The sequence below is a fragment of the Hydrogenophaga sp. SL48 genome, assembly GCF_021729865.1.
GTDB lineage: Bacteria > Pseudomonadota > Gammaproteobacteria > Burkholderiales > Burkholderiaceae_C > Hydrogenophaga.
The window spans coordinates 4442144-4462449 of the sequence record NZ_CP063400.1 but is presented as its reverse complement, the minus strand read 5'-3'; the positions used below and the strand labels follow the sequence as shown (position 1 = coordinate 4462449).

At 67.0% G+C, this 20306-nt stretch carries 19 protein-coding genes and 1 riboswitch; of the genes, 13 read left to right on the top strand and 6 right to left on the bottom strand.

All coding sequences use genetic code 11. The features are described from left to right. Window positions 1-21: 21 nt before the first annotated feature. The 8 genes from IM738_RS21110 (at window position 22) to atzF (ending at window position 9995) form a co-directional block, all read left to right on the top strand. A complete protein-coding gene (locus IM738_RS21110) occupies window positions 22-393 on the top strand; it encodes a hypothetical protein (RefSeq protein WP_236962990.1) in 372 nt (123 codons plus the stop codon). A gap of 111 nt (window positions 394-504) precedes the next feature. Next, on the top strand, window positions 505-651 hold the full coding sequence (locus tag IM738_RS21105; RefSeq protein WP_236962989.1) for a hypothetical protein: 147 nt from the start codon (window positions 505-507) through the stop codon (window positions 649-651). An 8-nt stretch (window positions 652-659) separates the two neighbouring features. Continuing rightward, window positions 660-778: riboswitch (guanidine-I (ykkC/yxkD leader) on the top strand. Between the two features lie 59 nt (window positions 779-837). Beyond that, entirely contained in the window at window positions 838-1764 is a 927-nt protein-coding gene (locus IM738_RS21100; protein ID WP_236962988.1) for an ABC transporter permease, read from the top strand. A 164-nt stretch (window positions 1765-1928) separates the two neighbouring features. Then, window positions 1929-2774 (top strand): ABC transporter ATP-binding protein, encoded by an 846-nt coding sequence (locus IM738_RS21095; protein ID WP_236962987.1) that lies wholly within the window; start codon window positions 1929-1931, stop codon window positions 2772-2774. Between the two features lie 151 nt (window positions 2775-2925). Beyond that, a complete protein-coding gene (locus IM738_RS21090) occupies window positions 2926-3624 on the top strand; it encodes an urea amidolyase associated protein UAAP1 (protein WP_442908529.1) in 699 nt (232 codons plus the stop codon). 11 nt (window positions 3625-3635) lie between these two features. Continuing rightward, window positions 3636-4298: an urea amidolyase associated protein UAAP2 gene (locus IM738_RS21085; RefSeq protein WP_236962985.1), complete on the top strand. Its 663-nt coding sequence runs from the start codon at window positions 3636-3638 to the stop codon at window positions 4296-4298. 80 nt (window positions 4299-4378) lie between these two features. Further along, on the top strand, window positions 4379-8002 hold the full coding sequence (uca, locus tag IM738_RS21080) for an urea carboxylase (protein ID WP_236962984.1): 3624 nt from the start codon (window positions 4379-4381) through the stop codon (window positions 8000-8002). Window positions 8003-8171: 169 nt separating this feature from the next. Then, complete coding sequence (atzF, locus tag IM738_RS21075) at window positions 8172-9995, top strand: allophanate hydrolase (protein WP_236962983.1); 1824 nt, start codon at window positions 8172-8174, stop codon at window positions 9993-9995. Between the two features lie 29 nt (window positions 9996-10024). On the opposite strand, the gene IM738_RS21070 is transcribed toward atzF, so the two are convergent. From IM738_RS21070 to IM738_RS21050, 5 genes are all read right to left on the bottom strand, one after another. Continuing rightward, window positions 10025-10765, bottom strand: a complete 741-nt coding sequence (locus IM738_RS21070) for a PaeR7I family type II restriction endonuclease (protein WP_236962982.1) — start codon at window positions 10763-10765, stop codon at window positions 10025-10027. Between the two features lie 2 nt (window positions 10766-10767). Continuing rightward, complete coding sequence (locus IM738_RS21065; protein ID WP_236962981.1) at window positions 10768-12498, bottom strand: Eco57I restriction-modification methylase domain-containing protein; 1731 nt, start codon at window positions 12496-12498, stop codon at window positions 10768-10770. A gap of 169 nt (window positions 12499-12667) precedes the next feature. After that, the gene (locus IM738_RS21060; protein WP_236962980.1) at window positions 12668-12811 is read right to left on the bottom strand and encodes a hypothetical protein; all 144 of its coding nucleotides are present in this window, start codon (window positions 12809-12811) and stop codon (window positions 12668-12670) included. 386 nt (window positions 12812-13197) lie between these two features. After that, on the bottom strand, window positions 13198-13539 hold the full coding sequence (locus tag IM738_RS21055; protein ID WP_236962979.1) for an AsnC family transcriptional regulator: 342 nt from the start codon (window positions 13537-13539) through the stop codon (window positions 13198-13200). After that, window positions 13536-13892, bottom strand: coding sequence for a GIY-YIG nuclease family protein (locus IM738_RS21050; protein WP_236962978.1), 357 nt, complete (start codon window positions 13890-13892; stop codon window positions 13536-13538). The genes IM738_RS21055 and IM738_RS21050 overlap by 4 nt, the downstream gene beginning before the upstream one ends. 225 nt (window positions 13893-14117) lie before the next feature. On the opposite strand from IM738_RS21050, the gene IM738_RS21045 reads away from it, so the two are divergent. Next, window positions 14118-14474: an allophanate hydrolase-related protein gene (locus IM738_RS21045; protein ID WP_442908455.1), complete on the top strand. Its 357-nt coding sequence runs from the start codon at window positions 14118-14120 to the stop codon at window positions 14472-14474. 1024 nt (window positions 14475-15498) lie between these two features. Here the strand turns inward: IM738_RS21045 and IM738_RS21040 are convergent. Next, on the bottom strand, window positions 15499-16467 hold the full coding sequence (locus IM738_RS21040; protein WP_236962976.1) for a helix-turn-helix transcriptional regulator: 969 nt from the start codon (window positions 16465-16467) through the stop codon (window positions 15499-15501). A 113-nt stretch (window positions 16468-16580) separates the two neighbouring features. Here IM738_RS21040 and IM738_RS21035 point away from each other — a divergent pair, with 113 nt between their 5' ends. From IM738_RS21035 to IM738_RS21020, 4 genes are all read left to right on the top strand, one after another. After that, window positions 16581-17186, top strand: a complete 606-nt coding sequence (locus IM738_RS21035) for a glutathione S-transferase family protein (RefSeq protein WP_236962975.1) — start codon at window positions 16581-16583, stop codon at window positions 17184-17186. Window positions 17187-17280: 94 nt separating this feature from the next. Then, on the top strand, window positions 17281-18156 hold the full coding sequence (locus IM738_RS21030; protein WP_236962974.1) for an alpha/beta fold hydrolase: 876 nt from the start codon (window positions 17281-17283) through the stop codon (window positions 18154-18156). Window positions 18157-18173: 17 nt separating this feature from the next. After that, window positions 18174-18791, top strand: coding sequence for a YdeI/OmpD-associated family protein (locus tag IM738_RS21025; RefSeq protein ID WP_236962973.1), 618 nt, complete (start codon window positions 18174-18176; stop codon window positions 18789-18791). A gap of 617 nt (window positions 18792-19408) precedes the next feature. After that, complete coding sequence (locus IM738_RS21020) at window positions 19409-20221, top strand: class I SAM-dependent methyltransferase (RefSeq protein WP_236962972.1); 813 nt, start codon at window positions 19409-19411, stop codon at window positions 20219-20221. The last annotated feature ends 85 nt before the right edge of the window (window positions 20222-20306 follow it).

Here is a 20306-nt window from a genome sequence, read left to right as displayed (position 1 = left end):
GATGCTCTCCCCACCGTGATCATGCAAATCTTTGCCCGCATCAAGCCCGCCAACTTCTACCTGCTGTTCCTGGTCATCGGATCGCTGCTTGTCTCCACCGTCGAGGTGCTGGCCTATTGGCGCGATGCGGAGCCTTCCAGCGAGATCGTGGCTGCCTGGCCGGTGATCTTTCTTGTCTTGCTGGTCCTCTGGGTGGTGGAGGACAGCAAGGCGCAGCCTGGGATCGAGAAGCCTTTCGAGTTCGAGTTCCTGGTGTTCATCTGGGCCATTCCCTATCTGCCCTACTACCTCTGGCGCACCCGACGATGGCGAGGCATGTGGTTGTTGACGGGTTTGGTGCTGCTGTACTTCCTCGGTTACTTGGGCCAGTGGGCGGTCTACCTGTCGTACTGAACCTGCACGATGGCTGAGCTTCCAGACACATCCCAATCCCATTCAACGCGGTCCCAGCGCGTCTGGCTGTTTCTGATTCTGGGTTTCACCGGGAGCGGTGTGGGAGCCCTGTTGGCCCTGTTTTTCGGCATGTCCTCCTGGCCGGATGCGCGTCTGTTCGTGCTGGTGGGCGCAGCCAGCGGGCTGGCGCTGGCAAACGCCCTGGCACCAAACCTGCTTAAATCCAGACACAGAGAGGCGAACGCACCAGAACAGTGATTCGCTGCCTTGAAGACCGCTAGGGTTCCGGGCTCAGACCACTTCATTTACGAAGTCTGAGCCGTCTGGTCCGAGAGCAGTCGGCCACGATCGTGTGGCTCCACGGAGGGACAAAAGCCCGGGAGATGCTTCGCTGCTTGCGCACGAGCCTCTCTCGCCGTTTGTCCCTCTGGTCAGGAGCCCCGCATGTCCCAGCTTCCTCCCTTCGCGCCGTCCCTTGCCGGATCGGCCGCCGCATTGCCGCCGGCTCCCGCCCCGGTGGCCGCAGCGGCGTCAGCGCCCGCGCCCTCCGCCGCACCAACGCCCGCCACACAGAAGCGCCGCCGCACCGGCTTCTGGACGGTGCGCGCGCCCATCTCACGCCGCGCCTACTGGGTGCTGGCCGTCGCGGGGCTGGTCACGCCGCTGCTGATGTGGGCGGCGCTGGCCGCCTGGGGTGGCATGGACCCGACCTTCATGCCGTCGCCGCTGGCCGTGCTGTCCAAGACCTGGGACTGGGCGCTGGAGAACAACCTTCTGGAAGACATGGGCATCAGCGTCTACCGCGTGGTCGCGGGCTTCGTGATCTCGGCGGTGATCGCGCTGCCGCTGGGGCTGCTGATCGGTTCGTTCCGTTCGGTGCAGGCGCTGCTGGAGCCGCTGACCGACCTGATCCGCTACATGCCGGCGGTGGCCTTCATTCCGTTGGTGATGCTGTGGGTGGGCATCGACGAGGGTTCGAAGATTTCCATCATCTTCATCGGCACGTTTTTCCAGATGGTGCTGATGGTGGCGGAAGACGTGCGCCGCGTGCCGGCCGCGCAGGTGGAGGCGGCGCAGACCATGGGCGCGAACCGCCGCGAGCTGATTGAAAAGGTGATCCTGCCCAGCGCCAAGCCGGCGCTGCTCGACACGCTGCGCATCACCATGGGCTGGGCCTGGACCTACCTGGTGGTCGCCGAGCTGGTGGCCGCGAACTCGGGCCTGGGCTACGCGATCCTGCGCGCGCAGCGCTTCCTCCAGACCGACACCATCTTCGCCGGAATCATCGTCATCGGCCTCATCGGGCTGGTGACGGACCAGCTGTTCCGCTGGCTGCACCGCCGCGCGTTCCCCTGGCTGTACTTGAAATGAACACCCCCTGCGCCGCTTCGCGTCTTCCCCCTCTCTGGCGCCTTCGGCTTGGAGGGGGACCGCTCCTGCGGCCCGGCGAAGCCGGTTCCGCGGTGCGGCTGGACGCAGGCACCTCCCTCGTCGCGCTTCTGCCATCGATCACTGAAATGAAAGGCTGACTTGTCATGAGCCACACCCTCCCCAAAATCTCCATCCGCGGCCTCTACAAGCACTTCGACGGCGCACCCACCAACGCGCTGGAGAACGTGGACCTGGACATCGGCGCCAACGAGTTCGTCACCTTCGTGGGCGCGTCGGGCTGCGGCAAGAGCACGCTGCTGCGCACCATCGGCGGGCTCGAAACGCAGACCAGCGGCGAGCTGCTGGTGGACAACCGGCCCGTCACCGGCCCGGGCATCGACCGCGCCATGGTGTTCCAGCACTACAGCCTCTACCCCTGGATGACGGTGCTGGAGAACATCAAGTTCTGCCGCCAGCTCGCCGCGCACACACAAGACCGCAGCTCCAGTGACGTGGAAGCCGCCTCGGGCCGGGCCGACGCGCTGCTGCGCCTGATGGGTCTTCAGGCTTCGGCCGGCGCCTGGCCCAACCAACTTTCGGGCGGCATGCAGCAGCGCGTCGCGATCGCGCGTGCGCTCATGGGCCGGCCCGACATCGTGCTGATGGACGAGCCCTTCGGCGCGCTGGACGCGCAGACGCGCGAGGTGATGCACGACCTGATCCGCTATGTGCACCGGCTGGAGAAGGCCACCATCGTCTTCGTGACGCACGACGTGGAGGAAGCGCTCTACCTCGGCAGCCGCGTGGTGCTGATGGCGCCGCGCCCGGGGCGCATCGACACCATCTACGAGGTGCCCTTCGGCGACCAGCGCACGCAAGACCTCAAGTTCGCGCCGGAGTTCGTGCGCCTCAAGCGCGACATCCTGGAACGCATCCGCGAAACGTCCGGCATGAAGACCGACCTGGAACAACTGCAGCGCCTGAGCGGCGCGGTGAGCGAGCCCGCCTGAACCCCTGGAGACACCCATGAACCTCAACGACATCCCCGACCCGCTGACCACCGTCTTGTCCAACCCACCACTGGCCGCGCCGGTGGACGCGCCCGCCTTCTGGCAACGTTTCCCCGCGCCCGCGCTGGCCGGCGTGGACACCGACCAACTGATGTGGAGCGAGGTGGTGCCCGGCGGCAGCCACTGGAGCTGGCGTTTGCCACGCGGCAGCGCGATCCGCTTCGTGGCGCTGGACGCGGGCGCCAACCTGAGCCTGGTGCTCTACAGCGCGCTGGAAAAGCTGGAGCGCTACAACATGCCCGACAGCCTGAAGGCGCAGCACACGGCCCACTACACCCGCGGCCATGTGCTCATGAGCGACATGGGTCGCAGCATGGCCAGCGTCACCGCCGACAGCCTGGGTTGGCACGACCCGCTGGGCGCCCTGCTCGACAACGAACTGATGGCCACCAAGTACGGCGAGCAGCGCTACGAGCAGGCGCGCAACGCCATGTACCGCTCCGGCAAGGACGGCCTGCTGATCGAGATCGGCAAATACGGCTTGACGCGGCGCGACCTGATCGCGCCGGTCAACCTGTTCAGCAAGGTGAGCGTGGATGCGCAGGGCCGCTTCGGCTTTGCGGCGGACCACGCGAAGGCGGGCGATTTTGTGGAGCTGCGTTTTGACATGGACGTGATCCTCGCCGTGTCCAGCGCGCCGCACGCGCTCGACCCTTCGCCGGTCTACGCGCCGAAGAAGGTGGGGCTCGTGGCCTGGCGCTGCGGCGCTGCGCCGGCACAAGACTTCTGCCGCGCCTTCCGCCCCGAGAACGCGCGCGCCCTGCACAACAGCGACATGTTGTACCTGTGAGGAGCACCACGATGAACACCGCCACCGACATCCGCATCCTGGAGAGCACGCTGGACCCGGCTCACGCCGTGCTGAACCAGCGCCACCCCGCGGGCGAGCCCATCCTGTTCGCGGTCAACAAGGGCCAGACCCTGCGCATCGTCGACCTCGAAGGCAACCAGGCCGCCGACGTGATCTTCTACAACCGCGACGACCTGGCCGAGCACTACAGCGCGACCGACACCATGGTCCACCAGGGCGGCATCTACCTGACCACCGGCTCCGTCATCCGCAGCAACGACGGCCGGCCCATGCTCACCATCGTGGCCGACACCTGCGGCCGCCACGACACCCTCGGGGGCGCCTGCGCGGCCGAGAGCAACACCGTGCGCTACGCGCTGCAGAAGAAGTACATGCACAGCTGCCGCGACAACTATTTGATCGCCCTGCAGCGCGCCGACATGGGCCTCACCAAACGAGACCTGGTGCCCAACATCAACTTCTTCATGAACGTGCCGGTCACCGACAGCGGCGACCTGAAGTTCGACGACGGCGTGTCCGGCCCGGGCAAGTACGTGGAGATGCGCGCCGAGATGGACGTGTGGGTGCTGATCAGCAACTGCCCGCAGCTCAACAACCCGTGCAATGCGTACAACCCGACGCCCATCCAGCTGTTGGTGTGGAACCCGGCCTGAGCGATCTTGTGTGAACCGCTGCTGCGGGACGGCCCGCAGCTTCCAGCCCCATTTGCAGGACGGCCTGCCCCGGAGACTCCATGTTCAGCAAGGTCCTGATTGCCAACCGCGGCGCCATCGCCTGCCGCATCATCCGCACGCTCAAAGCGCTCGGCGTGCAGAGCGTGGCCGTGTATTCCGAAGCCGACGCGCAGGCGCGCCATGTGCGCGAAGCCGACGAGGCCTACCTGCTCGGCCCGGCACCCGCGGCAGAGAGCTACCTGCGCGCCGACCGCATCCTGCAGATCGCACAAGATTGCGGCGCGCAGGCCATCCACCCCGGCTACGGCTTCCTGTCGGAAAACCCGGGCTTCGCCGAAGCCTGCGAGGCCGCGGGCATCGCCTTCATCGGCCCCACGCCGGCGCAGATGCGCGCCTTTGGTTTGAAACACACAGCGCGTGATCTGGCGCAGCAGCGTGGTGTGCCGCTGCTGCCGGGCTCGGGGCTGTTGAGCGATAAGGCGCAGGCGCAAACCGAGGCACAGCGCATCGGCTTCCCGGTGATGCTCAAGAGCACGGCGGGCGGCGGTGGCATCGGCATGCGGCTGGTGTGGAACGCCGCCGAACTCGCCGACGCGTTCGAGAACGTGGGCCGCCTCGCGCAGGCCAACTTCAAGGACGCGGGCCTGTTCATCGAGAAGTACGTGGAGCAGGCGCGCCACATCGAGGTGCAGGTGTTTGGCGACGGCGCGGGCGGCGTGATCGCGCTGGGCGAGCGCGACTGCTCGGTGCAGCGCCGCAACCAGAAAGTGATCGAAGAAACCCCGGCGCCGGGCCTGAGCGACGCGCAACGCAGCGAGCTGCACGCCACCGCCGTGCGGCTGGCGCAGGCGGTGAACTACCGCTCGGCCGGCACGGTGGAGTTCGTCTACGACGCGGCCACCGGCGCCTTCTACTTCCTGGAGGTGAACACGCGCCTGCAGGTGGAGCACGGCGTGACCGAGCAGGTGAGCGGGGTCGACCTCGTGGCCTGGATGCTGCAGCTTGCCGCGGGCGACCTGCCGCCGCTGACCACGCTGCAACCGGTGCTGCGCGGCGCGTCGATCCAGGTGCGGCTGTACGCCGAAGACCCGGCGCGCAACTTCCAGCCTTGTGCGGGCCTGCTCACCGAGGTGGTGTTCCCCACAGACGCTCCACACCATGCCCGCGTGGACGGCTGGGTCGAGCGCGGCACCGAGGTGCCCGCCTGGTACGACCCCATGCTCGCCAAGCTCATCGTCACCGCCGACACCCGCGAACAGGCGCTGCTGAAGATGGAAGCCGCGCTGGACGCGACGCGCCTGGCCGGGATCGAAACCAACCTGGGCTACCTGCGACAGGTGGTGCGCAGCGCGGTGTTCCGCGAAGGCCGGCAGGTCACGCGTTTCCTCAACAGTTTCGAGTACCGGCCCGCCACCATCGAGGTGCTGGAGCCGGGCGTGCAGACCAGCGTGCAGGACTGGCCGGGCCGCACCGGCTACTGGGACGTGGGCGTGCCGCCCAGCGGCCCGATGGACGCCTACGCGCACCGCCTGGCCAACCAGCTGGTGGGCAACGCGCCCGACGCGGCCGCGCTGGAGATCACGCTCGCCGGCCCCACGCTGCGCTTCAACACCGACGCCGTGGTGGCCGTGACCGGCGCACCCGTGAAGCTCATGCTGGACGGCCAGCCGGTGGCGATGTGGCAGGCGCTTCTTGTGAACGCAGGCAGCACGCTGGCCGTGGGCCGCACCGAAGCGGGCGTGCGCCTCGCGCTGGCCGTGGCGGGCGGGCTGGACGTGCCGGCCTACCTGGGCAGCCGCAGCACCTTCACGCTGGGTCAGTTCGGTGGGCATGCCGGGCGGCACCTGCGCGCGGGCGACGTGCTGCACCTCGCGGGCACGGCCCCTCACGTGGCCGCGGCCACACCCGCCGCGCTGATCCCCACCTACGGCCACCACTGGGACGTGGGCGTGCTCTACGGACCGCACGGCGCACCCGACTTCTTCCAGCCCGACGACATCGCCACCTTCTTCGCCACCGACTGGAAGGTGCACCACAACAGCAGCCGCACGGGCGTGCGCCTGATCGGCCCCCGGCCCCAGTGGGCGCGGGCCGACGGCGGCGAGGCCGGGCTGCACCCGTCGAACATCCACGACAACGCCTACGCCATCGGCGCGATCGACTTCACCGGCGACATGCCCGTGATCCTCGGGCCCGACGGCCCCAGCCTCGGCGGCTTCGTCTGCCCGGCCGTGGTGGTGAACGCCGAGCTGTGGAAGCTGGGCCAGTTGCGACCGGGCGACACGGTGCGTTTCCACCGGCTCTCGCTGGCGCAGGCGGGTGAGCGCGAAGCGGCGGTGGAGGCCGCGTTGTCTTCCCTGGCCGGCGCGCTGCCCGCGACGCCAAGCGACGACGCGCTGGCCCACACCACACCGGTGATCTTTGAGGACCCTGCCCGCGAAGATGTGCCCGCCATGGTGGTGCGCCAGGCCGGCGACCGCTACGTGCTGCTGGAGTTCGGCCCGCTGGTGCTGGACATCGAACTGCGCCTGCGCGTGCACGTGCTCATGACGGCGCTGAAAGACCTGCAGGCCCAAGGCCAGCTGCCGGGCATCATCGACATGACGCCCGGCATCCGCTCGCTGCAGGTGCACTTCGACCCGGCGCTGATGGCCCGCGACGCGCTGCTGAAAGTGCTGATCGCCACCGAGGCCGCGCTGCCGCCGGTGGACGACATGGTGGTGCCCAGCCGCACGGTGCACCTGCCGCTGTCGTGGGACGACCCGCAGACCAAACTCGCCATCGAGAAGTACATGCAGTCGGTGCGGCCCGACGCGCCCTGGTGCCCGAGCAACATCGAGTTCATCCGCCGCATCAACGGGCTGGACAGCATCGACGACGTGTTCAAGATCGTGTTCGAAGCGCCCTACCTCGTGCTCGGCCTGGGCGACGTGTACCTGGGCGCGCCGGTGGCCACGCCGCTGGACCCGCGCCAGCGCCTCGTGACCACGAAGTACAACCCGGCGCGCACCTGGACGCCGGAGAACGCGGTGGGCATCGGCGGCGCCTACCTCTGCGTCTACGGCATGGAAGGCCCCGGCGGCTACCAGTTCGTGGGCCGCACGCTGCAGATGTGGAACCGCTGGCGCCACGGCGAGGCGGGCACCGTGTTCGAGCAACCCTGGCTGCTGCGCTTCTTTGACCAGATCCGCTTCCACCCCGTGAGCCAGGACGAGCTTCTGCGCATCCGCGCCGACTTCCCGCACGGTGGCTACCCGCTGCGCACCGAAGAAGGCAGCTTCAGCCTGAAGGACCACCGCCGTTTCCTCGCCGACAACGCGGCCAGCATCGCCGCCTTCAAGGCCACGCAGCAGGTGGCATTTGAAGCCGAGCGCGAGCGCTGGGCCGCCGCCGGCCTGGCCGAGGTGGCGAGCGAGGCCGACGTGGAAGCGGCCGGTCCCGACAGCGAGATCGACCTGCCCGAAGGCGGGCGCCTGATCGCCACCAGCGTGCCCGGCAACGTGTGGAAGGTTGCGGTGAGCGAGGGCCAGCAGGTGCAGGCCGGCGATGTGCTGATGGTGATCGAGTCCATGAAGATGGAGTTCAACCTGCTCGCGCCCGCCAGCGCCACCGTGCACAAGCTCATGTGCGCCCAGGGCGGCTCGGTGGCTGCGGGGCAGAACGTGCTCGTGCTGGTGGAATGACGCACCCCCCGCGCCGCTTCGCGTCACCCCCCTCAAGGGGGGCGGCACCAGAGGCCCGGCAGAGCCGGTTCCTCGGTGCCCCTGGATTGGACCGCTTCATGCGTCGCGGGTGACGCTCCGGCGCCATGGACAACTGAAACACATGTAGACCCTTTTCACGGAGCCCCCGATGGACCTCAGCACCCTTTCCTTCGACATCGCCAACCTGCAAGCCGCCTACGCCAGCGGCGCCACCGTGCGCGCCGTGGTCGCCGAAGCCATGCGCCGCTGCGCCAGCGACACCCACCACGCCTTCATCCACCGCCTCACCGACGCCGAGATCGAACCCTTCCTCGCGCGGCTCGACGGCGTGGACCCGGCGAGCCTGCCGCTCTACGGCGTGCCCTTTGCGCTGAAGGACAACATCGATCTCGCACACATCCCCACCACCGCCGGCTGCCCCGAGTTCGCGTACACCCCCGGCGAGAGCGCCTTCCTGATCCAGCAGCTGGTGGCGGCCGGCGCCGTGCCGCTGGGCAAGACCAACCTCGACCAGTTCGCCACCGGCCTGAACGGCACCCGCTCGCCCTACGGCGCCTGCCAGAACGCCTTCAACCCCGCGTTCATCTCGGGCGGCTCCAGCTCCGGCTCGGCGGTGTCGGTCGCCAAAGGCTGGGTGAGTTTTTCACTGGGCACCGACACGGCCGGCTCGGGCCGCGTGCCCGCCAGCTTCAACAACCTCGTCGGCCTCAAGCCCAGCATCGGCCTGCTCTCGGCCACCGGCGTGGTGCCGGCCTGCAGGACGGTGGACACGGTGTCGATCATGGCGCTCACCGCCGCCGACGCGCAGGCCGTGCTGGCGGTGACTGCGGCCTACGACGAAGCCGACGCCTTCAGCCGCAAAGCCGAGCCCTTCGGCGTGGACTTCTCGGCCGGCCCGTTCCGCTTCGGCGTGCCGCGCCCGCAGGACCTCAACTTCTTCGGCAACGACGCGGCCATTGCCCTCTTTGCGCAAAGCATCGAACGCCTGCATGCCCTCGGCGGCACCGCGGTTGAAGTGGACCTCACCCCCTTCCTCGAAGCCGCGCGCCTGCTCTACGAAGGCCCCTGGGTGGCCGAGCGTTACGTGGCCATCAAAGACTTCATCGACGCCCAACCCGAAGCCGTGTTCCCGCCCGTGCGCACCATCATCGAAGGCGGGCGCGGCAAGACCGCCGCCGATGCGTTCGCGGCCAGCTACCGCCTGAAGGCCCTCAAGCGCGTGTGCGACGCCGTGTGGAAAGACATTGACTGCCTGCTCACGCCCACCGCCGGCACCATCTACCGCATCGCCGACATGCAGGCTGACCCGATCCGCCTCAACTCGAACCTGGGCTACTACACCAACTTCATGAACCTGCTTGACTACAGCGCCGTCGCCGTGCCCGCCGGCATGTTGACCAGCGGCGACGCGGCCGGCCTGCCCTGGGGCGTGACGCTCGGTGCGCCGGCGCACAAGGACGTGCCCCTGCTGCGCCTGGCCGACCGATTCCATCGCGCACAGGCCTTGTCATTGGGGGCAACCGCAACGCCGCTGGTCAACACCCCCGCCATCGGCGAGCTGCCCAAGAGCGCGCTCGGCGCCGGCACGGTGAAGGTGGCGGTCTGCGGCGCGCACCTGAGCGGCCTCCCGCTCAACTGGCAACTCACGCAACGCAGCGCGCGGCTGCTGGGCGCGGTGAAGTCCGCAGCGGAATACAAGTTCTACGCGCTCGCCGGCGGCCCGGTCCAGCGGCCCGGCATGGTGCGCGTGGCCGAAGGCGGCGCGGCCATCGACATGGAAATCTGGGAGATGCCGACCCAACACTTCGGCAGCTTCGTCGACGGCATCCCCGCGCCGCTGGGCATTGGCAAGGTGAAGCTGGCCGATGGGTCGTGGGTCAGCGGGTTTGTGTGCGAGGCGATCGGTGTCGAGGGAGGGACCGACATCACGGCGCTGGGCAGTTGGCGGGCTTGGTTGGCGGAGAAGGGCTGAGCCCTCACCGACCAGTGCGCCGCACGGTCTCAGGCGAGCCGTGCAGCCTCGCCCGCCACATGCCCTGCCAGGGTGGTGACGAAGGTTTTGAGGCTGGTCATGTCGGAGATGGGCGAGTGTTCCCCCGATTTGTTTGCGTTTCTGGGCGAGGTCAAGAGCGCCGCTGCGGTGTACAGCCGCTCTTGCATCAGTCTTTGGCAAAGCACGTCGTATCGCTTCAGGTACGACGCACACTGAAATTCTTTGAACACGGGGAAGTGGGGCGACTTGTCTTTCACCTCTTTGCGCGATGCCGGAGCGTCTTCAACCAGCATCAACCAACCCACGAAGGGGAGGGTTTGTTTGCCGAAGGCACCTTCGCGGTAGGCGGTCCAGAAGTCGTGTGCCGTACCGATGGCTTCCTCGGTTCGGTTGTTGAAGTTGTTGCCGAACGAAGGACCCACTTGGCTCTTGAGTTCAATGGCGGCAATGAGCTGGCCTTGGTGAATGACGAGCAGATCCCAGAGTTTGGTGGGGCGGAAGTAGCCGGGCAGTGTCACCACGGCCCGCTTCTGGTGGATTTCGGCATTCAAGAGCCCGTTGGCTTTCACGAGGTCGATGACCAAATCCAGAAAACCGTCCATGTTCTTGCCAGATGTCACCCCAGCGCGCTCGCCCTGGTCGCTCTTGCCGGATGCCAGTTGCCTCTCGCGCGCTTCGTCACGGTTGGCCCAGAAGGCAGTAACTGCCTTTTTTGCCTTCTCCTCGTAATTGACCAGGTCGAGAGCCATCGTTACTCGCCATTTCCTCCGAGAGCCGAGGCTTCAGCAGCCGTCAGCCCGTACAACTTGAATACCGCGCGGTTACATGCCGCGATGTCCAGGGCCTGCGCGGCTGTGCGCAGCTCTTCTCGCAAACCAGCGGGTACCTGCTCCCACCGAGGCAACCGGATGCGGCGCAGGTATTGCGCCTGAAAGCGGAGGAAGCCACCACGCATCTTGGTGGAATAGCTCGCCACGAACAGCCGGGCCGCGCTGGAGAGCAGAACCGCCTGCAGTGTCTGCAAATCCCAGGTGGTTGATGTGACGAAGTACAGGTTGTGGTGTGGGTAGAACTTTCCTTCGTCGTAGACGATCTGTGCTTCACCTTTGATATCCGGGATGAGCAGTTTGGGCTCATGGATCAGGGACTCGGTGATGCGGTCGATGGTGCGGTACCAGTTGGCCGGGGTCTTCTGAGCGACGTGCCGACGGCAGATAGCGTCTTTGTGCGCTTCCAGATAGCGCTGGAGCCGTGGGTAGTCGGCAAGGTCCACCAGACCAGATCCTGGGCCGTCCTTGAATGGGTTGATCACGCCGAAACCTCGCCAGATGACGCGGCCAGACTGGATGTCTCGGGTCATGACCAGTGGCAGCTTGCGATCGTCTTCGACATCGAGTTCGTCGTATGGACCGATGAAGGCTTTGTCTGCGCCGGTGGCAACGCCGATGCCGACCTTGCAACCCACTTCTTCCAGCGTGGGGAAATCGCGCTCCAGGCGCCGGAGCACGGCCATCTGGTCGGAGCTGTCCAGAATCCAGGGTTCGGCACCCGCGGTGACGCTGACCATTTCCCTGACCGATGAAGCAGCAGGTTCTGTCACGGGGGCCAGCAGCTCGCTCGCCAAATGGCTCAAGGCCCCGGCAGAAATCTCCGGGTTGTTGGCAGTGCGTGTGACGCCGGCTTTTTCACGACCAATGATGGTGACGGCTGGGTAGGCGATCACGTCGGTGTGAAAGGCCGGGGCATTGCTCATGTCCACGAACACCCGCAAATGAAAGTCTTTGGCGACCATGGAACGCAGCGGACCGCCGTAGCGGTTTTTCATCCAGCGGTCGGCACAGATGAAGCCCAGCACGCCTCCCGTTTTGAGTGCGCGCAAAGAGCGCTCGATGAAGGGGATGTAGAGGTCGGCGCGGTCGTACACCGTGTGGTAGCGGCTGCGGTATTCGGCCAGGAGCACTGGGGGAATGAGCTCCTGGCGCACATACGGCGGATTCCCGACGACCACGTCGAAGTTGTTGGGCAGATCGGCCAGAAGGAAGTCGCCGCAAAGGAGCCAATGGTCGGCCAGCGCAAGGGCCGCGCTGGCGGGAATGCAGAAGTCGGTGAGCAGTCGCGCGATCGCCGCAAACGTTCTCTCGTAGGTGTGGCGATGCAGTTCAACGGCGCGGATGCATGGCCCCAGCGTGACCAGCGGTTCGCCTTCTGCGCCAGCCGCTTGCCACGCTTGAAGCAGTCGCTCGACAGCGGGAACCAGGAAGTCACCATCGCCGAACGAGGGCTCCAGCAGACGCAGTGTGTGCAAGGGCTTGTTGGCGGTGTAGCCGCTCAGATCGAGGATGAAGTCGGCAACCTCGCGCCTGGTGTTCACTGCACCCCGTTCCTCGATGCCACCTGTGGACGCCAACTGCTCCACGGCCGCTGTGACAGGGCACTGGTCCAGCAGTGAAGGCTGCTTGAGTGCGATGGAGACCAAGGACATGGTGCTGATATTTGGGGGCAGGTGTGGCTCCGCAGTCTACCGCAGGCTGTACAAAAAACCAGATGTTTGTATAGCCCTGTCCAAGCTCACTTCTTCTGACAAGCGCTCGTTGCTCAACTCTCCCGTCCCACTTCGTGCCGCACCCAGCCCTGCTCGACCAGATGCAAGTTCAGCTGGTCGGTGGCTCACCCGCCGCCCGCGCCAGACTCCGCCCCACCCGCTCACTCGCCCGGCGCAGCCGCTCCTTCAGCACGGGCGGCTCCAGCACATCGAACTCCACGTCCAGCGCCATGAGCCATGAGCCATGAGCCATGAGCCATGAGCCATGAGCCAGTAGACCAGCGAGTCCAGCTGGCCCGCGCCACAGAGCATGAGGCAGAGGGCGGCACCGACATCACGGCGCTGGGCAACTTGCGGGCCTGGTTGGCGCGATGATGCCCGGCCCCGTGTTCCTTTAGACGACCACGGGTCGCCGGCTCGGGTGGAGGAAATGGGAGAGCACTTGCATGCGCTCTCTTGTCGATGGCTTGCTTTGACCGACCGGACATGAGGAGGACGTCGGTGGCCAGAGCAGGTTGGAGACCCATGGCGAATTCGGACCCCATGCCGACCATCCGTGGGATGGTTGTTGGCACGTTGCCCGCATGTCCCAGATCGGGCTTGCTCCACGAGTAGTGGGCGCCGAGACGACACCAGGGGCTAACAGGTGTTCGCGGCCGTGTCCCGCGCTTCGTACAGCAGCCGCCGGCCTTGCGGGCGCAGCGTGACGCGGCGCTTGCCGTCGCCATCTGAAGCGCGCTCCACCAGCCCCGTCTTCTCGAGCGGCAGTAGCCGCAGAAGCAAGTGCGAGGCCGGCGTGTACAAGGTGCGTGCAAGCTCCGTCGCGGGCGCAGCGCCGCCGGCGGCGTCCAGCACCATCAGCAGCACGAAGTCGGTCCACGACAGGCCGTGATGGGTACCGAGCTCGTTGTCGAGCATGAACACCAAGGCTGCGTGCTTCAGGTGCTGGTCCACGCAGGCGTGCAAGGCTTCTTTGCTCATGGTGCCAGCCCTTGCAGTTCGCGGTGGATCTGCTCCAACGCTTTCAGTTCGCCCGCATAGTCGAAGTCCGCATCCTCGCGTTCCTTCACGAGTTCCAGCACTTCGAAGGCGAGTCCGTCTGCGGCGCTGCGATTCCACTCTGCCTGCAGCACACGGTCCGCGTGCTTGCCCATGCGCAGCTCAAAGCGAGCGCGATTCAGCGACGCGTGCACGTTGCGGCTCGCGCGGAGCAGCAGGTGACCGCTCGCGCGGTCGCGGATGGCATAGACGCCCATGGGCGGGAAGCTGTCGCGCGCCTGGCGCGCGGCCGCCCGTCGCGCTGAGCGCGACGCCAGGTTGGCGGAAGAGTCCATTTTTTCTTTCCTTATGACAGTCACAGAGGCTGTGCGGCAGGACAGGTTCAGAACGAGCCTGCCAGGCGCGAGGCGCGCTTTCAGTGCCACGGCTACGGGCCATTCGACGCAACGATCCTGACCATGGCCAGGATCGTCGGCACCAACGCCGCACTGCGTGGTCCGTGCTTTGTATATTACCCGGGTAATATTTTTAAGTCAATAAAACCCGGGTAAAAATGTGACTTGCCGGAAAGGGCCTTCCACCAGCACCAGCCAACCTGCACCGTCTGGTGCTTGGCATCGCAGTGCTCCGCCGCAAAGTACTCGGCAGACACAGCGCGGCCGCTCCTTCAGCGGCCCGGCATGGTGCGCGTCAAGGAAGGCGGCGCCGCCATTGACATGGAGGTGTGGGAACTCCCCGCCGAACACTTCGGCAGCTTTGCCGACGGCATCCCGGCGCCGCTGGGCATCAGCAAGGTGAAGCTGGCCGACGGTTCTTGGGTGAGCGGGTTTGTGTGTGTGGCGATTGGGGTGGAGGGCGGGACCGACATCACCGCGCTGGGGCGTTGGCGGGCTTGGATGGCGCGTTGCAGTGATTAAGCGATTTCGTCTGGTGAATCCATACCTGTTCATTCCATGGGTTGTTGCACCCCACGCTTCGAGATGCAGAGATCGGAATCTGCGTTGGTATGTGCAGGATGATTCGGCGCTTGCTTCCAGTCTCCCAGATTCGGAGGGGCTTACATTCTTGGAGTTGATTTCAGGAAAGTGAGCGATGGATAGATTTCCGTGTTCATGTGGGGGCGAAAACCCCAACTGCTTTCGGTGCTTTGGCACTGGCTTAATAGATCGGCCTGTGAGTGTGGGACGGCCGCACCCGAATGTCAGCGAAATGGCCCGACAGGCCGCTCTCAAGCCGAAGTTAAGCACGAAGTCTAAGAAGAGAAAGAAGAAGCCAAAGCAGGTCATCGAGACGAGGAAAGCGGCACTCGATGAAGCTTTGGCAAATGCAGAGCCAGGGGTACTGGCTACATATTCCGACGGGAACAAACTGGTTCTTTGTTCACACTGCGGTGTTGAAGTTAGAGCGAGCCGCATGACTGACCACGTTCAACGTGTGCATAAAGCGAGCGCGGTCGTCAGTTACGACCACAACAAGTCAGCTCTTCCATCTGGTCAGGCTCGGTGCCCTACTTGCATGGTTCTTCTAAATCCGAAGAACCTTGAGAAGCACTTGAGAAGAGTTCACCAAGAAGTGATTCAAACGCCTTCTCGGGGATCGAGTCGGCACGCAGCCTCTGGCCTGAGCTCCTCAAGCGACAGTTTGCCCCCGAATGTCGTGAAATGCCCTCGTTGTCCGGTAGTCGCTCCTGACCAGAAGTCGCTCTTTGCTCACCTTCGTTTGTCACATGGTGTGCAAATGGGTGATGGCAAGAACACACAAAGTCATTCTGCACTAGCAGGTTCTCAAGGTGATATGCGGTCTGCGGGTGGTGGTAGAGGTGAACCCGACATGGATGGAAGCTACGGATGGGGGGCTTCTTTCCGGGATAACGGGCAGTTCGGCTCTTACCCATCTTTCGATCCTATGGACGATGAATCCTCGTCATAGCGCCACTAACGCTCACCCACCACCCCGCGCCAGACTCCGCCCCACCCGCTCACTCGCCCGGCGCAACCGCTCCTTCAGCACAGGCGGCTCCAGCACATCGAACTCCACGTCCAGCGCCATGAGCCAGTAGACCAGCGAGTCCAGCTGGCCGGTGCCGCAGAGCATGAGGCAGTGCGCGTCGTCGATCGCTTCCAGCGTGGCGGCGGATGGCGGAATGGTTTTCGCCATCACCTCGCGCGGCTGGTGCAGCACCACGCGCGCCTGCTCGCCCTGCTGGTGCACGCCGGCCATGGCCCCGGTGACGTAGGCGCGCAGGTCGCCCGCGGGCGGCGGGCGTGGCGCAAAGTGCGCGCCGGTGCGGGGTGTGCCCTGCACGCGGTCGATGCGGAAGGTGCGCCAGTCGTCGCGCGCCGGGTCCCAGGCCACCAGGTACCAGTGGTGGCCGGTGTGCACCAGCCCGTGCGGCTGCACCTGGCGCACGCTGGCCTGGCCGCGCAGGTCGCGGTAGCTGAAACCCACCTGCAACTGGTCGCGGCAGGCCGTGGCCAGGGTGGCCAGCACGCCCGCATCAATGGTGGGCCCCATGCGCTGCACCGGCACGATGGCCGAGCGCAGCGCGCCCGTGCGGCGGCGCAGGCGGGTGGGCATCACCTGTTCCAGTTTCACCAGCGCGCGCAGCGAGCTTTCTTCCACACCGCTCACGGTGCCGGCCGCGGCGATCTGCAAGGCAATGGCCACCGCCAGCGCCTCTTCGTCGTCCAGCAGCAGCGGCGGCAGCGTCTGCCCCGCGCGAAACGCATAGCCGCCCGCCACGCCGCTGCTGGCGTGGATGGGGTAGCCGAGCTGGCGCAGCCGGTCGATGTCGCGCCGCAGCGTGCGCGGGTGCACCGCCAGCCGCTCGGCCAGCTCGGGGCCGGCCCAGTGGCTGCGGGTCTGCAGCAGCGAGAGGACGCGCAGCAGGCGCGAGGACGATGACAGCATGGCCGAACTCTAGCGTTGATTGAGGGCCGTAACTGTCCGCAATGGCCGCGACATTGTGGCCACGGGTTCGGCGCGGTGCCGGGCCCGCCACCCACACCACCAAGGAGCCCCTCATGTCCAAGATCGTTCTCTACTGGCACCCCATGTCCAGCGCCACCCCGGTCGCCTGCGCCCTCGCCGAACTCGGCGTGCCGCACGAGCGCGTCAAGGTGGACATCACCACCGGCGAGCAGCGCCGGCCCGACTACCTGGCCCTCAACCCCAACGGCAAGGTGCCCACGATCACCGTGGACGGCGCGCCGATGTTCGAGGCGCTGGCCATCGAGCTGTGGCTGGGCCACACCTATGGCGTGCAGAGCGGCCTGTGGCCGGCCGGCGGCACGCCGGAGCATCTCCAGGCCATGTCGTGGAGCACCTGGTCCTACGTGACCTACGGCGCGCAGGTGTTTCGGATGCAGGCCGCGAAAGACATGGGCACGCCCGACGACGCGCACGGCACCGCGGCGCACAAGGCCCTGGACGAACTGCTCACCGTGCTCGACGGTCGCCTGAGCCAGAGGCCCTGGTTGCTCGGCGAGGCGTACACGCTGGCCGACCTGATCGTGGCCTCGGTGATCGGCTACAGCGTCTACCTGGGTGCCCCGGTGGCGGCCCACCCGACCACGAACGCCTGGCTGCAGAAGGTGCAGGCGCGTCCGGCGATGCAGATCGACGCCTGACGCGAAGTGCGGTCGGCACGGAGGTCGATCCGTGCGGCGCGCCTTGCCGTTTTCACTAGGTTGCGTGGAGCGTCTGCGGGGTGAGAATGAAACGATGAACACCTCAACCTCCTCCTTTCTCTCCGACGCCGACCGCACCCCGATCGTGACCTACACCTGGGCCGACGTGGCCGACCAACCCACCGGCGTGGTGCAGATCGCCCACGGGCTGGCCGAACACGGCGAACGCTACGACCGGTTTGCCCGGGCGCTCAATGCGGCCGGCTTCGTGGTCCACGCGGTCGACCACCGTGGGCACGGGCGCACCGCCAACGGACGGCTGGGCGACTTCGGCGCCGCCGGGTTCGGCGGCCTGATCGCCGACGTGGCCCAGTTCGGCGCCGCGCTGCGCGCGCAGCACGGCGGCCTGCCGGTGTTCCTGTTCGCGCATTCGATGGGGTCGTTCGCCGCGCAGGCGGCCATGCTCGACCACGCATCGACATGGTCGGGCGTGGTGCTGTCCGGCTCGACCGCGCTGGACGCTTTTGGCGCCGCCATGGCCAACGCGCCCGCGGACGCACCCGCCGGGCTCGAAGCCTTCAACGCGGGTTTTGAACACCGCACGGGTTACGAGTGGCTGTCCCGCGACCCCGCCGAGGTGGACGCCTACGTGGCGAACCCCTGGTGCGGCTGGGACGTGCCGGCCGACGTGATTCCCGCCTTGTTCGAGCCCGCGTCCCGCGTGGCCGACCCGGCGCGGCTGGCCTGCATTCGCCGCGACCTGCCGGTGCTGATCGCCTCCGGCGATGCCGACCCGCTGGCGGGTGGCGGCGCGCTGATCCAGCTGCTGGGCCAGCGTTACCGCGAGGCGGGCCTGGTCGATGTGACGGTGAAGCTCTACCCCGGCGCCCGCCACGAGATCCTGAACGAGAGCAACCGCGATGAGGTGACGGCCGACATCGTGGCCTGGCTTCGCGCCCACGCGACGTAGGCGCCGTCCACGTTGCGATGAGCACCCGGGAACCCGACCACCAGCCGTTGCCTGCTCCGAGCCTGTTCAAGAACGCGAGGGTGTTCGAGACCTGGCTGAAGAAGCACCACGCCAGTTCCGATGGCCTCTGGCTCCAGATCGCCAAACGGGGTGCGGACGAGCCCAGCGTCACCTATGCCGAAGCGGTCGACATCGCGCTGTGCTGGGGCTGGATCGACGGCCAGAAGAAAGGGCTGGACGACCAGCACTTTCTGCAGCGCTTCACGCCACGGCGTGCGCGCAGCGTCTGGTCGAAGGTCAATGTGGAGAAGGTCGCGGCACTCACCGCGGCAGGGCGCATGCAGGCGCCGGGCCTCGCGCAAGTGGAGGCGGCCCAGGCCGACGGCCGCTGGGCCAGGGCCTACGACGGCGCGCGAACGTCGGTGGTGCCCGACGACCTGCTGGCGGCGCTGGACGCAGAGCCGCTGGCCAAGGCCTTCTTTGCCACGATCAACGCCAGCAACCGCTACGCGGTGTTGTGGCGCATACAGACCGCCGTGAAGCCCGAGACGCGCGCCCGACGCATTGCACAGCTGGTGGCCATGCTGGCGCGCGGCGAGACGGTGCACATCTTCAAACCGAAGGCCAGGGACTGACGGCGGGCCCGCACCATTTCGCGCCGGGCGCGGGCGCCTTTGCTCAGGTCGCCGTCCTCAGAGGCCGATGCGGGCCAGTGCGTCCGATGCCAGCACCACCACACCCTGCGCAGTCGGCACGGTGCGCACCAAGGCCTGCGCCACCGCACGCCCGCGGCCACGGCCACGGCCACGGCAGCGCGCGCCACCGCGAGGTTGGCGTCGAAGTCCACCGCGCGGAAGGCGGCCTGGCTGCCCGTCACCTTGATGGTGGTGCCCAGGGCGAGGTAGAGCTCGTCGGCAGGCGGCAGCGCAGGCCGGTGGGTGAAGTCCACGCGCAGGGGCCGCAGCTTGGGGTGGCTCAGGTTCAGATTGCGGCGGGTCAGCGCGTGCACCTGCGCCACCGTCGGGTCGGCCAGCAGGGCTTGCAGCATCTGTCCGCCCACCAGGCTGGTGGCGCCAGCGAGCAGCACGGTGCGGGTGGGGTTCATGGCGTGGTCTCCGGTGCGCACAGGACGCGCCGCTTGTACCGCGGGGCGAATCGGCCTATCGTCCCCCGCTCGAGCCAAAGCCACTGCGGCACCCCCGCCGCCGTGCAAATCACCGGCCGCGAGTCGTGCCCCCGGAGGTGGCAAGCGATGAACACCCCTCTTGTCTCCGATACGTGGGAACGCGGAAGCCCTTACGAGCAGTACATCGGCCGCTGGAGTCGCAAGGCCGCACCGCTCTTTCTGGCGTGGCTGGACCAGCCCCCGGGGCAACGCTGGCTGGATGTCGGTTGCGGCACCGGCGCGCTGACGGCCGCCATCCTGGACCGCTGCGGGCCGGTCAGTGTGGTGGGCGTGGAGCCCTCGGAAGGGTTCATCAAGACGGCCCACCAGAACCTCGTCGGCAAGGCGCGGTTTCTGGCAGGAAACGCGGCCGCGATACCGCAGGACGACGGCGCCTGCGATGTGGTCGTCTCTGGGCTGGTGCTGAATTTCATCCCGGACTTGCCGGTGGCCCTGGCGGAGATGGCGCGGGTCGCGGTGGCCGGGGGCACGGTCGCGGCCTACGTCTGGGACTACGCCGACGGCATGGAAGTCATCAGGTGCTTCTGGGACGCCGCCGTGGCCCTCGATCCCGCGGCGGCGCCACTGCACGAAGGCGCCCGCTTTCCGATGTGCAGGCCCTCCGCGCTGCGGGCAGCGTTCGAGCAGGCCGGGTTCGTTCAGGTGGACACGACCGCGCTCGAAGTGCAGGCGGCGTTCGCCGACTTCGACGACTACTGGCGACCGTTTCTCGGCGGACAGGGTCCCGCGCCGGCCTACGCCCTGTCGCTGCCGGAAGACCAGCGCGCCGCCCTCAAGCGACAGCTGGCGTCCACACTGGCGCCGGCTTCGGCGGACGGAGCCCTCTCGCTTCGCGCGCGGGCATGGGCCGTTCGCGGCACCACGCGCAGCGGGGCCTGACCGTCACGGGGCCGATCCGCCGGTCTCGATCGCTTGGAGCCGTGAGACGAACCGTTCCTTGGGCTGAGAGGACCGTCCGAACCGC

Coding starts and splice junctions, on each gene's coding strand:
- IM738_RS21110 (WP_236962990.1), top strand. CDS start 22: ATGCAAATCTTTGCCCGCATCAAGCCCGCCAACTTCTACCTGCTGTTC.
- IM738_RS21100 (WP_236962988.1), top strand. CDS start 838: ATGTCCCAGCTTCCTCCCTTCGCGCCGTCCCTTGCCGGATCGGCCGCC.
- IM738_RS21050 (WP_236962978.1), bottom strand. CDS start 13,892: ATGGACTCTTCCGCCAACCTGGCGTCGCGCTCAGCGCGACGGGCGGCC.
- IM738_RS21070 (WP_236962982.1), bottom strand. CDS start 10,765: ATGGCTCTCGACCTGGTCAATTACGAGGAGAAGGCAAAAAAGGCAGTT.
- IM738_RS21060 (WP_236962980.1), bottom strand. CDS start 12,811: ATGGCTCATGGCTCATGGCTCATGGCGCTGGACGTGGAGTTCGATGTG.
- IM738_RS21095 (WP_236962987.1), top strand. CDS start 1,929: ATGAGCCACACCCTCCCCAAAATCTCCATCCGCGGCCTCTACAAGCAC.
- uca (WP_236962984.1), top strand. CDS start 4,379: ATGTTCAGCAAGGTCCTGATTGCCAACCGCGGCGCCATCGCCTGCCGC.
- IM738_RS21025 (WP_236962973.1), top strand. CDS start 18,174: ATGAGCACCCGGGAACCCGACCACCAGCCGTTGCCTGCTCCGAGCCTG.
- IM738_RS21020 (WP_236962972.1), top strand. CDS start 19,409: ATGAACACCCCTCTTGTCTCCGATACGTGGGAACGCGGAAGCCCTTAC.
- IM738_RS21030 (WP_236962974.1), top strand. CDS start 17,281: ATGAACACCTCAACCTCCTCCTTTCTCTCCGACGCCGACCGCACCCCG.
- IM738_RS21055 (WP_236962979.1), bottom strand. CDS start 13,539: ATGAGCAAAGAAGCCTTGCACGCCTGCGTGGACCAGCACCTGAAGCAC.
- IM738_RS21085 (WP_236962985.1), top strand. CDS start 3,636: ATGAACACCGCCACCGACATCCGCATCCTGGAGAGCACGCTGGACCCG.
- IM738_RS21090 (WP_442908529.1), top strand. CDS start 2,926: ATGTGGAGCGAGGTGGTGCCCGGCGGCAGCCACTGGAGCTGGCGTTTG.
- atzF (WP_236962983.1), top strand. CDS start 8,172: ATGGACCTCAGCACCCTTTCCTTCGACATCGCCAACCTGCAAGCCGCC.
- IM738_RS21040 (WP_236962976.1), bottom strand. CDS start 16,467: ATGCTGTCATCGTCCTCGCGCCTGCTGCGCGTCCTCTCGCTGCTGCAG.
- IM738_RS21065 (WP_236962981.1), bottom strand. CDS start 12,498: ATGTCCTTGGTCTCCATCGCACTCAAGCAGCCTTCACTGCTGGACCAG.
- IM738_RS21035 (WP_236962975.1), top strand. CDS start 16,581: ATGTCCAAGATCGTTCTCTACTGGCACCCCATGTCCAGCGCCACCCCG.